This is a genomic window from Zymomonas sp. (assembly GCF_020216885.1).
Lineage (GTDB): Bacteria > Pseudomonadota > Alphaproteobacteria > Sphingomonadales > Sphingomonadaceae > Zymomonas.
Map to the genome: position 1 here is coordinate 1 of NZ_JAIWON010000060.1, position 12,631 is coordinate 12,631.

At 47.0% G+C, this 12,631-nt stretch carries 11 protein-coding genes; 4 read left to right on the forward strand and 7 right to left on the reverse strand.

All coding sequences use genetic code 11. The features are described from left to right. A partial coding sequence (locus LDL18_RS03085) for an aldehyde dehydrogenase family protein (RefSeq protein ID WP_296506946.1) occupies positions 1–414 on the forward strand: 414 nt, incomplete at its 5' end. A 49-nt stretch (positions 415–463) separates the two neighbouring features. Here the strand turns inward: LDL18_RS03085 and LDL18_RS03090 are convergent. Then, positions 464–2,074 carry an amidohydrolase gene (locus LDL18_RS03090; protein ID WP_296506947.1) on the reverse strand — a complete coding sequence of 537 codons (1,611 nt, stop codon included), beginning with the start codon at positions 2,072–2,074 and terminating at the stop codon, positions 464–466. A 327-nt stretch (positions 2,075–2,401) separates the two neighbouring features. Between LDL18_RS03090 and LDL18_RS03095 the strand changes: the two genes are divergently transcribed. Together LDL18_RS03095 and LDL18_RS03100 are read left to right on the forward strand one after the other, a co-directional pair. Beyond that, positions 2,402–3,640 (forward strand): threonine ammonia-lyase, encoded by a 1,239-nt coding sequence (locus LDL18_RS03095; RefSeq protein WP_014848186.1) that lies wholly within the window; start codon positions 2,402–2,404, stop codon positions 3,638–3,640. A gap of 32 nt (positions 3,641–3,672) precedes the next feature. Next, positions 3,673–3,912 carry a hypothetical protein gene (locus tag LDL18_RS03100; protein WP_296506948.1) on the forward strand — a complete coding sequence of 80 codons (240 nt, stop codon included), beginning with the start codon at positions 3,673–3,675 and terminating at the stop codon, positions 3,910–3,912. 207 nt (positions 3,913–4,119) lie between these two features. Here LDL18_RS03100 and mltG read toward each other — a convergent pair whose 3' ends face one another. From mltG to LDL18_RS03115, 3 genes are all read right to left on the reverse strand, one after another. After that, the gene (gene mltG, locus LDL18_RS03105; RefSeq protein WP_296506949.1) at positions 4,120–5,091 is read right to left on the reverse strand and encodes an endolytic transglycosylase MltG; all 972 of its coding nucleotides are present in this window, start codon (positions 5,089–5,091) and stop codon (positions 4,120–4,122) included. A 33-nt stretch (positions 5,092–5,124) separates the two neighbouring features. Then, entirely contained in the window at positions 5,125–6,387 is a 1,263-nt protein-coding gene (gene fabF, locus LDL18_RS03110) for a beta-ketoacyl-ACP synthase II (RefSeq protein WP_011241083.1), read from the reverse strand. Between the two features lie 189 nt (positions 6,388–6,576). Further along, a complete protein-coding gene (locus LDL18_RS03115) occupies positions 6,577–6,813 on the reverse strand; it encodes an acyl carrier protein (protein WP_011241084.1) in 237 nt (78 codons plus the stop codon). A gap of 556 nt (positions 6,814–7,369) precedes the next feature. Here LDL18_RS03115 and LDL18_RS03120 point away from each other — a divergent pair. Next, on the forward strand, positions 7,370–8,494 hold the full coding sequence (locus LDL18_RS03120; RefSeq protein ID WP_296506950.1) for a LacI family DNA-binding transcriptional regulator: 1,125 nt from the start codon (positions 7,370–7,372) through the stop codon (positions 8,492–8,494). Positions 8,495–8,516: 22 nt separating this feature from the next. Here LDL18_RS03120 and LDL18_RS03125 read toward each other — a convergent pair whose 3' ends face one another. Genes LDL18_RS03125 through LDL18_RS03135 form a run of 3 tightly spaced genes read right to left on the reverse strand, consistent with a single transcriptional unit; the run spans position 8,517 to position 12,204 of the window. Beyond that, on the reverse strand, positions 8,517–9,959 hold the full coding sequence (locus tag LDL18_RS03125) for a cytochrome c (RefSeq protein WP_296506951.1): 1,443 nt from the start codon (positions 9,957–9,959) through the stop codon (positions 8,517–8,519). Further along, complete coding sequence (locus LDL18_RS03130; protein ID WP_296506952.1) at positions 9,952–11,589, reverse strand: GMC family oxidoreductase; 1,638 nt, start codon at positions 11,587–11,589, stop codon at positions 9,952–9,954. Before LDL18_RS03130 ends, LDL18_RS03125 begins: the two co-directional genes overlap by 8 nt. Before the next feature lie 18 nt (positions 11,590–11,607). Next, positions 11,608–12,204 carry a sorbitol dehydrogenase family protein gene (locus LDL18_RS03135; RefSeq protein ID WP_296506953.1) on the reverse strand — a complete coding sequence of 199 codons (597 nt, stop codon included), beginning with the start codon at positions 12,202–12,204 and terminating at the stop codon, positions 11,608–11,610. Between the last annotated feature and the right edge of the window lie 427 nt (positions 12,205–12,631).

Here is a 12,631-nt window from a genome sequence, read left to right on the forward strand (position 1 = left end):
CCGTTAAAGCGTCTTGAGAAAGACAAGCCCTTTTTGACCCCTGCCCTGTTGGATATGACGGATTGTGCCGACAAGGTGGATGAAGAAATTTTTGCGCCCGTCTTGAAAGTTATTCGCGTATCCGATTTTGATGCCGCTCTTAAAGAAGCCAATAATACCCGATTTGGATTGTCGGCGGCTTTGGTCGATGATTCCCCAGAAGATTTTATTCGCTTCCGTGATGAAGTGCGGGCGGGTGTTATTAACTGGAACCGTCCGACCAATGGCGCACCGTCAACTGCCCCCTTTGGTGGGGTCGGCTTATCGGGCAACCATCGCCCCAGTGCTTATTTTGCGGCTGATTATTGTGCTTATCCGGTGACCTCTACCGAGGCCTTGAAGCCTGATACCCGTATCACGGTGGGTTTAAAATAAAGCCTGTAAAGGCGTGCTGCCAATTGGGTATTGGCAGCACCCTTGTCTTTTATTTATTAGAATTTTGCGACCATGCTTGTCGGCCACCAACCCATGTTTCCAAAATTTTGGTCTGGCGCAAAGCGTTGTTATCAACCGTCATCGGGTCACGATCGACAAAGATAAAATCAGCATAATAACCCGCCATTAGTCGCCCGACCTGCTTTTCTGAAAAAGAGGCATAAGCCGGTTGAATGGTATAATAAGAAAAAAGACTTTCGCGATTGATCTTTTTGTCTTTTTGATCGGGATGACTCTCTTGGCGATCAAGAATATCAGCCATCATTTCAAAGGGTGAAGCGGAAATAGCCCCGAAGGTTACCGGAACCGAGTGATCAATCAGAGTATCCCATGCCTCGATTTCAGAAAGTCGGTTCGCGCCTATCCTTTGCTCGATCACAGATTTATCCGTAAAATAGCTGGAGGGCTGCATCGAGACGACTAGATCATATTTCGACAGTCGTTTAAAATCTTCGCTGTCGATAAGGCTGGCATCTTCAATCCGCCACCGCCGATCGCCCTTATAGCTTTCGGATAATTCATCAATCGCATTTAAAAGCTGGTTATTGGCAGCATCACCGGAGGCCTGAACCGCTACCTGAAAACCATCCATCGCCGCACGGCTCATTAGATTGCGCAATTTAGCATCGTTAAGATTATCGCTGCCTTGTTGATTACTGTCGGCGTAGGCTTGTTTCAGCCAAGCATGACGCGAGACAATATTCCCATCAATCGAGAAGGTCACGCCGCTCATCGAGAGGTGACCATTATAGAGTAAGGCTGTCGGATATTTGCCTGCGATGGAGAGTAATGGATCCAATCCCTGAGCGTAGGATTTTATCCGCAGGCGCAGTCGCCCCGTATCACCCATACGGCGCATAATATTCCAGTCGTCAACCGAGCTTCCCATATCGGTAACAGTGGTAATGCCGCGTTCCAAAAATATCTTTTGTGCTTTTAGAAAAGCCGCATCGCGATCAACAGGCTGTAACGGTGGAATGGCCTGTTTCAGTCGCGTTATGGAATCCCCTGTCAGGATACCGATGGGACTGCCTTTATCTGCATTTTGAGCCGGTTTGATTTGGGCTTTTTCCAAAGCAAGACTATTTGCCCATCCGATATGACCATCAGAACGCAACAACCAAACAGGACGATCATTCACGATTTTATCAATATCGCTGGCCTGTGGCATAGTCTGGCTATGCCATATTTGTTCATTCCAGCCACTGCCCAAAATCCAGCGGGCAGAAGGATGCTCATCCGCAAATTTTTTCAGTTTTTCTTGCGCTTCAGCCAAGGAATGGCTGTCTGAAAGATCCAGTTCTAAAGCCTGTTCCCCCAAAGCCATGACGTGGCTATGTGCTTCGACAAAGCCCGGAATAAGCGTTTTATTTTGCCCATTGAGATAAAAATCAGGCGAAGATGGCCTTTTATCATTTTTGTTGAGTAGTTTGACAACCTTACCTTCGCGGTCAATCTGGAGGCCATTAAAGCGATAAGGATGCCCTTTATTATCAAATGTTATACCGTTAACCTGATCTATCAGACCGTCAGCATAGGCGGGTAAAGCGAAAAAACTGGACAGACCTGCCATCAATGCCAGCGTTTTTACTATTTTCAACGCAGATTTCTCCTGAATATCTCGGGTGGGCGGCTCTTTTAAAAAAGACTATTCTTCTATTTTATGCCGGATAAAAAGCCGTCAAAAGGAATAAAGTTGAGATGTGGTATTTCGATGATAGCGGAAAGAAATCTTTCTTTTGGTGAGATAAATTTTCCGATCACTTTCGTTAAACAAGATTATTTCGGTAACTTGCCTGCCTTCTGTTATGTAAGAATCTACCCTATTTTTTTAAGAGTTAGGGGTATAGAGATAGAGAATACTATCTGTTTTAGATTAAAAGTAATAACGCCGGAAAAACGTTATTGCCCAGACGCAGGATAAAGCATGGTAAGCTTGGATAATCCAGAGACTCTTCCCGTTTCACTTGATGATATCAAACAGGCGCATCAACGCATTAAAAATGCCATTATTAGAACCCCGACCCTTTACAGTCGGACTTTGTCTGACCTGATTGGTGCGGGTGTCTGGCTGAAATTTGAAAATTTCCAGTTTACTGCCGCCTATAAAGAACGGGGTGCGTTAAATAAATTATTGTCGCTGGACAAGGTTGCCCGCGAAAGAGGGGTTATCGCCGCTTCTGCCGGAAATCATGCCCAAGGCCTAGCCTATCACGGGAATCGTTTGGATATTCCGGTCACGATCGTGATGCCTGTCCATACCCCGACCGTGAAAGTCGAGCAAACCCGTGGCCATGGTGCGAATATCGTCCTTTATGGCGAACAATTCGATGAATCCCTTGCCCATGCGTTAGAATTGGCTGAAAAAGACAATCTGACCTTTGTCCATCCTTTCAATGATCCAGCTATTATTGCCGGTCAGGGCACGGTCGCCCTTGAAATGTTGGAAGATGCCCCAGCGATTGACACTCTGGTCGTGCCGGTTGGCGGTGGTGGCCTGATTTCAGGCTGTGCTGTGGTTGCCAAAAATGCAGATCGGCCTTTGGATGTTATCGGTGCGGAAGCTGAGCTTTATCCTTCGATGTATGATTATATCAAAGGAAAAAACCTGCCTTGCGGTGGGGATACTCTGGCAGAAGGGATCGCGGTTCAGGTTCCTGGGCAGTTAACTCGCCGTTTTGTCGAAGCCTTGGTCGATGATATTTTATTGGTCAGTGAAAGCAATATCGAACATGCTTTGTCTTTGATTGTTCAGATTGAAAAGACGATTGTTGAAGGGGCTGGCGCGGCTGGTTTGGGCGCTTTGCTATCGCATCCCGAACGATTCCAAGGCAGACAGGTCGGCATTATCTTTTCTGGTGGTAATATTGACACCCGCTTGTTAGCCAATGTTTTGTTGCGTGATTTGGCACGTTCTGGCCGTCTGGCGCGGTTGCGGGTCAGAATGAAAGATCAGGCAGGTCAGCTTTACAAAGTGGCACGTGTTTTCCACGATCAGCAAGCGAATATTGTCGAGATTTCTTATCAGCGCATCTTTACAACCCTGCCCGCTAAGGGATTATGTGCCGATATTGAATGTGAAACGCGCGATCAGACCCATTTGCGGCATTTAATCGATGCTTTACGTGAAGCGGGTTATGGTGTGACCTTGATTGAACCGGCCTGATATCGGCTATTTTGGAAATAGGGATAAGATTTATGGGTAAAATGCTCCTTTTAGGAAGCGCGGCTTCTTTCGTTGCGCATCGTGTTGCCAAGCGCCAGCGGCGTGGTCTGGCTTCGGCCATTGTATCAACGACCTTGGTGCCGAGCTTAGCTGCGGCGGGTGGTGTGATGTTGGGAGCGGCATCTGTCGGTGTTGTCGCCCAGCTCAAAAAAGGAGCGGAAACCCGCCCGATTACCAGCCGTTTGGCAAAGCTGAAAAACCTTCGGAAATAATATTAAAGATTTTTTCAGAGTTTTCGGTAGAGAAAGGGCGCTATTTCGATAGCGTCTTTTTTTATGATTTTCATGAGAGAAAAGACGAAAAGAAATAGCCTGTTTTAAAAGGGTTTTTGCGGTAGTTTTTCAAAAAGTCTGATGCGAAAAAGCGAGATCAAAAAATTGTTTTTAGGGTTTTCGCAGCCATTCAGTAATAGAGAAAAATTAGTTTTTCTTTGATGCGTAATAGTCGCGGACATGGCGGTTCTGATCTTCCAAATTATTGGAAAAAATATGGCCGCCTTTGCCATTAGCTACAAAATAGAGCGCTTCGCTTTTGGCTGGATGCAAAACAGCTTCGATAGACTGCCGCCCTGGATTGGTAATGGCTCCCTTGGGAAGACCGGTCATCTGATAGGTGTTGTAATCGTTATGCGCCTGTAATTCCGAACGCAAGATAGGATGTCCCAAAGGATAGCCATGCGTAATCGGATAAATAATAGTCGGATCGGCTTGTAACCGCATATTTTTGGCAAGGCGATTATAATAGACTGCCGCGACAATGGGGCGTTCTTCGGGGAGCGCCGTTTCTTTTTCCACGATAGAGGCAAGAATAATCGCTTCTTTGGGCGTTTTAACCTGTGCTTGAGGTGATTTATCAGCCCATAATTTATGGAGCATTTTTTGCATTGCCGATTGCATTCTGGCGATCACAAGAGACCGTTTTTCACCCGGCGTAAAAGAATAGCCATCCGGTAGTAAGCTACCTTCTTCGGGAACCGCAATATCCCCCGTTAGAAGGGGTTCTGCCATGAGGCGGTCATGCACTTCTAAAGAAGGCATTCCTTCTGGAACGACAAAAATATGCCGCACATTGGGCCCATGAGAAAGAAGGTCTATGACCTGACTTAGAGAACGTGTTGCACCGATACGGTAGTCCCCTGCCCGTAGCATAAAAGCAGGTTTACTATGAAGCAGCCACAAAAAGACATTTTCAGAGCGGATAACGCCGGCCTCTTTTAAGATGCGAGCTGTTTTACCGAAAGAGCTGCCTTCGGGAATAGTGACGACCAATTCTTTGTTATTAGGGGTCACCATTGCCCGATTAAAAGCAATGCCGCCTAGAAACACCAGCGCGAGTAACAGAAAGAGAAGCAAGCGACCAAGCCAACGGCTGGGCGGCTTTTGTCCGTTCATTCTGTCTTGCCGGTGAAAAAGGCGGCACATAATTTAGTCTACAGCTTTGAAGATCAAGCTGGCATTTGTTCCACCGAAACCAAAGCTGTTATTCAAAACGGCCTTGATTGAGCGTTTTTTCGGAACATTGGGCACCAGATCAAAGCCAGCCAAGCCATCGCTCGGATTTTCGAGGTTGATGGTCGGAGGGGCGATCTGATCACGCATCGCCAACAAGCAGAAAATCGTTTCAACAGCCCCTGCACCACCCAATAAATGGCCGATGGCAGATTTCGTCGAACTCATTGACATATTTTTAATGTCATCACCAAACAACCGGCGAACGGCGTTGGCTTCGATTTCATCGCCCATAGGAGTCGAGGTGCCATGAGCATTGATATAATCAATATCAGCGGTGGTAAGATTAGCCTGTTCAAGCGCCATTTTCATGGAGCGATAGGCACCATCACCATCTGGCTGGGGAGCGGTCACATGATACGCATCACCCGTCATACCATAGCCGATAATTTCGCCGTAAATTTTGGCACCCCGTGCCTTGGCATGTTCATATTCTTCGAGAATAATAATACCGGCACCATCACCCATGACAAAACCATCGCGGCCTTTGTCATAGGGGCGGGACGCTTTTTCGGGCGTGTCGTTATGACCGGTCGAAAGAGCATGTGCCTGTGAGAATCCGGCGATACCGAGAGGACAAATAGCCGATTCAGAACCACCTGCAACCATGACATCGGCATAGCCCATGCGAATCATCCAGCTGGCATCGCCGATGGAATGACAACCAGAAGAGCATGCCGTGACGACAGCGTGGTTAGGCCCTTTCAGGCCATAGCGGATAGAAACCTGTCCAGCCGTCAGATTGATAAGGCTGGCATGCACGAAATGAGGCGAAACGCGGCGGGGCCCTTTTTCATGGCAGATGATGGATTCTTTTTCGATACGGGGTAAACCACCGATACCAGCGCCGATAGAAAGACCCGTTCTGAGTTTTTCTTCTTCGCTCATATCCATGAGACCGGCATCTTCCAAAGCCTGTCCAGCGGCATCAATGCCATAGATAATGAAGGGTTCGACCTGTCTTATCGTCTTGCTGTCAACGCGTTTGGACGGATCAAAGCCATATTCATGGTCGGCCGGTTTGACTTCACAGGCAACCGTGCAAGCAAAACCTTCCGGATCGAAACGCGTGATACGCCCAGCACCGGACTTTGAGGCCAGAATATTCGACCATGTTGTTTCGACATCGCCACCCAGCGAAGTCACCATTCCCAAGCCGGTAGCGACTACACGACGCATATTACTTTTCTCCCCTTGACAGAATGCCTTCAGCATTATGCCGCATGACACCCCTCCTTCGATTTCTTAAGACAAGACGTGAATATAGACAATTTTATTCTTAATAGAAGGTAGAGGCAAAAGATAATAGAATAAACAGAGATAAAAACAGGATCGGAGGGTAAACACCGATCCTGTTTTTAGGATTAATTAAGCCTTGTGCTCGTCGATATAGCTGACAGCATCTTTGACCGTACCGATTTTTTCTACGGAATCGTCAGGAATTTCAACGCCGAATTCTTCTTCGAAAGCCATAACCAATTCGATGATGTCGAGGCTGTCGGCACCCAGATCGTCAAGGAAGCTAGCATTTTCGACAACTTTGTCGGGTTCAACGCCGAGATGTTCGACAACAATTTTCTTGATGCGCTCTGCAGTATCGCTCATTTTTTAACCTTTCACTTCACTAAGAACCGGAGTCTTGCATTTTCCTGAAAAGTAAGACAATCCGAAAAAAATCTGAACACAAGCAAAACCGTCTGCTGTTTCTTTTGTCCGTTTTTGCGGGACGGAAAAAACGAAGGCGGGCTTATCTATAAATAACATTCATGCCCCTAGCGGGGCATAGGCGCGCTTGGCAAGAGGGGAGATTGCCTTTATTCTGTTTTTGAAAATCATGGAAGGCTATATTCAGCTTTCTTTATTCAGACAAGACAGCATTCTCGATGAATATTTTTGTCTGAAATCCGTGACCGGAATGATATTAAAAAACAGGGTTGAATAGTGTTATTTTCTTTCTATTGATTTTCTCTCTCGCCAAAAGCTAAAAATTAAATATAAATGTTTGTTAACCGATTAACACATATAAAATGAAAATAACGGGATAATTGTTGAAATCTAGCTTTTACAACTGCATCATTCAGGCGTTTCTTAAAAGTTTTGCTCTTTTTTGTCAAAATATTGCCTTTGAAACCAAAAAAGTGATGCGGAAGGATAATTTATTGTGACTTCCCGCTCTAAAAATGACAGCGTTTACCAAGCTGCAAAAACCACAGATTCTGCCTCTGGCACCTGTAAACGGATGCCAATGGTTACTATCCGTGATGTAGCCGCCATGTCGGGGGCTTCGATCAAAACCGTGTCGCGCGTTTTGAATAACGAACCCAATGTCAGGCCGGAAATGCGTGAACGGGTTTTACAAGCAGCCCATAAACTGAATTATCATCCCAATATGGCCGCAAGAAGTCTGGCAGGTCGCCAGTCTTATATGATTGGCCTGTTTTACGAAAACCCAAGTCCGAATTATGTCGTTAATATCCAGACCGGCGCTTTAGACCGTTTACGCGGTGAGCCTTATCGTCTGTTGATGTTTCCAGTTGAAAATTTCAAAGAATTTCATGGCAAAATGATTGCCATTATTCGCAGTTCTGGTCTGGCGGGCGTAATTTTAACCCCGCCTTTGTCCAATGATCCCGAAATTATGGATGAATTGGATCAAAGTGGCGTTCCCTATGTTCGCGTGGCAGGCACCGAGCCTCGCCCCGGTTCGCCTTGTGTGGCCATCAAGGATATGATCGCCGCCAGAGAGATGACCCGTTATCTGTTAGGTCTGGGGCATCGACGGATTGCTTTTTTACGAGGCAATCCGGTTCATCCGGCCAGTAATGCCCGTTTTGAAGGCTATTGCTATGCTTTAAAAAGCGCAGGTATTCCGATTGATCCCGATCTGGTTATTGCGGGTGATTTCCGTTTTGCTAGTGGTTTGGAAGCAGCACGGAAAATATTTGCCCTGAATCCGCGACCGACGGCCGTCTTTTCATCCAATGACGACATGGCCGCCGGTATTGTTCAGGCCGCCCATGAGCATGGGATTGCTGTGCCGCGTCAACTATCGGTAGTCGGTTTCGATGATAGTCAGCTGGCTTCTATTGTTTGGCCGCGTATTACCACGATGCGTCAGCCAATATCGGCCATGGCTTATACCGCGACCGATATTATCCTCAATCTGTTAGAAAATGGCTGGAACACCGAGGAAATCAGGAATGTCGAACTTGATCATGCCTTGATTATCCGAGATTCGGCGGGCCCGCCCTTTTTAGCGAATATGGCAGAGAAGGAAGACGCTTAAGCGTCTTCCCGTCAGCTACCTGTTAGCTCTGCGCGCTTTTTCTGTCTGTTTTTTTGAAAAAACGGTAAATAAGCGAAAGAACAAGCAAGAAACCCAAGCCGCCTGTCAGCATCAGCACCGAAATATAGCGAACCAAAAACGGTTTTGCGCCGCCTTGCCGAATGGTTGCAATATCGACGGCTTTTAGATGGGCATCGCCCCGTCCAAAACGTCCGGTAACGTAATTGGCGAGACTGGCGATATCTTTATCTGAAAGGCGCTGCACCAGCGATTTATCCCCAAAAGACGGCATAAAAACTTCCTGTCCGTCTATTTTGCGTTGCACGCCGTTTAGAATAGTCATTACCAGATTATTGGCTTGGGCTGATCCGATCACGCTATTGTTATATAAAGAAGGAATATGTTGATCGGGGCTGCCATTACCATCACCGCCATGGCAACTGGCGCAATTATTGTCATAAATTGCAGCGCCATCCATCGCTATTGGCCGATCAACCCGAATGGTTTCGCCACTTCTAAGATCAGTTGTCACCGGAGGGGCGCTATATTGATCGCGTGGACGTGAATCATAGCGATCATTGATAGCTGGAACCTGTTTGATATAGCGCGCCAGATCATGCAAATCTTGATCGCTAAGATGGCTTAGGCTGTTGCTGACAGCTTCGGCCATGCCGCCCCCTGCCCGTGCTTTTCCAGTGACTTTGCCGGTTTTGAAATAAGTGACTAGCTCATCTTCGCTCCAATGACCAATGCCGCTATTTGGGCTGGAGGTGATGTTGGGCGCATACCATCCGCCTAGAGGGCTACCACCGAGATAACCGGATTTCTTTTCAGCCATGAAGACATTGCGAGGCGAATGGCAGCTACTGCAATGTTCAAGCGTATCTGCGAGATACCGGCCTCTTTCTAAGCCAGACAAATGCTCGAAATCGGTTTTGGCAGGCTGTTCATTAAGGAATAAAAGATTCCAGCCCATCATCAAAGCGCGGATATTAAAAGGAAAGTCGAGCTTTGTCGGCTGGTTCTTTTGTGAAACCGGCGTGACCGATTTCATAAAATAGAGATAAAGCGCGTGGATGTCTGCCTTGTTAAGGCCAGCATAAGCGGTATAGGGCATGGCCGGATAAAGATGGCCGCCGTCTTTTCGGATACCGCGTTGCAACGCACGGGCAAAATCATCCTCGCTATAGTGACCTATGCCGGTTTCATTATCCGGTGTGATATTAGTTGAAAGGATATCCCCCATAGGTGAGGTGATCGCAAGTCCACCTGCAAAAGCCTTGCCATTAGGGGCGGTATGACAAGCGACGCAATCCGCTGCTTTGGCCAGATATTCGCCTTTTTGAAGAAGGCTGTCGGTATCCGTGGTTGCAGCATGGGATGCTGCCGATATGGCCAAGCCTAGGCCTGTTGTTATCGCCAATATATTCCGGAATTGGGCGAAGAAAGAGCGTGTTTTAGCCATGATATATCTCTTTTTTCAGCGTATCAGCTACCCGTAACGCCAAGGCAGCCACGGTCAGAGTAATATTACCCGTTCCCATAGAAGCGAATACGCCGGAACTGGCGATAAACAGATTTTCGTGGTCATGCGTCCGGTTATATCCGTCCACAACGGAATCTTTGGGATCATGTCCCATAATGGTACTGCCCGCTGGATGATCTTGGGGGAAATAGCCCGGTGTCCAGCGTGGATCGGAGCCTTTCATCAGCCCCATAATTTCCCTGAATACCTTGCGGGAGTGATCGCAGCTTCTGACCGTATAATCCGGCAATTTATAATAGACTTCGGGATGGGGAATACCGAGAACGTCTTTATGGGTTTTGCTGAGCGTTAATCGATTATCAGGATCCGGCATACCTTCATTATGGCTGAACAGCCGCACCAAATGCGATGCCCCGTAGCGGATTTCATTTTCCAAATCTTTACCGACATAGCCTTTGTCAATCGCCAAGGCCGTGGCGAGGTCGATTTGATTATCATCCACCATATGCACCAGATAAGCGCCTCTTTCATTCCGCCATGAGCCATCTCGGAAGCTGTCGATAACATTCGTTTCGAGAGGCCCTCTGCCACACCAAAGAGAGTCCAGACCGCTCATAAAAGTGACCTGCACGCCGGTATGATCCATCATATTCCGGCCTACCTGATCCGAACTATTGGCGATGCCATTTGGATTTTTCTCATCGGCAGAAAGAAGCAATAATTTGGCAGATTCGATGCAATGCGCCGCGATTACAAAAATACGCCCCGTGACCTTATGACTGTGTTTGTCAGGGTCGTAATAGTGAACGGCCGTCACCTTTTTATTGGAGGCATCGGTATCGATTTTATAAACCACGGCATTGTCAATAAAGCGCGCCCCTGCGGCCTCGGCATGAAGCACGGTATGGATACCGTTATACATCGCACCGATAGGGCAAAGCGGCATGCAGTTATTATTGCCTTCGCAAACCGGACGGTTGTCATAGCGGCGCGTATTGCGCGCTTGGGGTTCATGAACCACGCGATAGGCTGTGCGATTATCAATCAGTTTTTTAAACTGTTCTGCCGCATAGGAAAGCGGCAAGGCTTCCATCGGATAAGGTTGGCGGCGGGGTGAGCCAAGGTCTTCGACCTTGGGATCAGGCCCGCAAACGCCCATCATGCTTTCAGCCTGATAGTAAAAAGGCTCGAGATCATCATATTTTAATGCCCAATCGCGCCCTACCCCATAGCGTGACCGTAATTCAAAATCAGAGGGCAGATAACGCCATGCGCAGGCTGACCAATGCCAAGTTGTGCCACCAAGAATACGGAGATAGCTTTGCTGATAAGCCTGTGCATCAGGGCCGGTCGTATGAAGATAGGCGTTAGGGGTGCTTTGATCGGGCGGATGCATTGACCAAGGGGATGGCGGATAAGGCTCGTCATATTTGTTTTTATTGACCGTATTTCGGCAATTATCGAGGATATGTTGCCTGTCAATGCGGGGCCCTGCCTCAAGGACGATGACGGATGCCCCCGTGCTAGCCAATTCTTTGGCGATGCTGCTACCGGCGACACCGGAACCGACGATCACAATATCGGCAGAAAGATCGTTTTTGGATGTCATTTGTTATACCTTCTGCTTTTATTGTCCCAGAGTGTCGGGAACGTCAGGCTGCATAGCGGGCTGTGCTTTGGGAAGCGGCACTTCTGGCGGGCGCGTTGTCCAATAGAATAAATCACCATTGGCATAAGTTTTGGGATAAAGAATATTACGGGTCAGAGAAAACATCATAGCCGAACGGTAAACGACGACTTTGTTATCAACGATACCGCGATACCATCCGTGTAAAATATCCCTGATAAGCGGTGGTGCCTCTGGATTTTCTTTGACCGCTTCTTTGACGAAGTGATTGGCATTATCCCATGTCTGCCGATTGAAGAGCGCAAGAAGCTGATCAAGCTGTGTCCGGCGTTTTGGATTATTGTCGGTTAATTTAGAAAAAAGCGCCTTGCCAAGCACGGGATCAAGCGTTTTTCGATCCGTCAGGCAAAGCGATAATTTCATAAAATGAAGAACATCCGCAGAAGAAAGCGGAGAAGATGAGGCATTGGAAGCGATATCCGCCGTTACCGAAAGAGCGACAACAGATAATCCAGTTGTCAAAATATGGCGACGGCACCAAGGAAAAGAAAAAAAGGCAGAAATCGGCCTGTCTTTCGGAGGAGAAGAGCCCATCATCAAGAACACCCTACAGCTTGATCCCTTTGAATATCGTGCAGATCGACATCAAAGGTTGTTTATTATATTTTACTTTTTAACGTTTATATTTCGAAATATTTCCATCGCATTATACCAAAGATAAATTTTTATTTATCGTTTTATAAAATTATCTTTTGAGGCTTGTTTTTATAGCGAGGAATGTTGATGGCTGAAAAAGGCTAATGATCGGGAATGAAGGTATTTACGATTGATGGGATATCAGGCCTTTATATCCAAAAAGCCGTTACCCTATCGCTTTTTTATTCAAGGCGTGTTTTCAGCAGATAGGAACAAAAGAAGCGAGAGTCTTTTAACGAGGCTTCCTATCCATTCATAGAAATGACGACATAAAAAATAATAACAAAAACATTTTGAGGATTTGCCATGGAAAATGCGAGGAACGGGA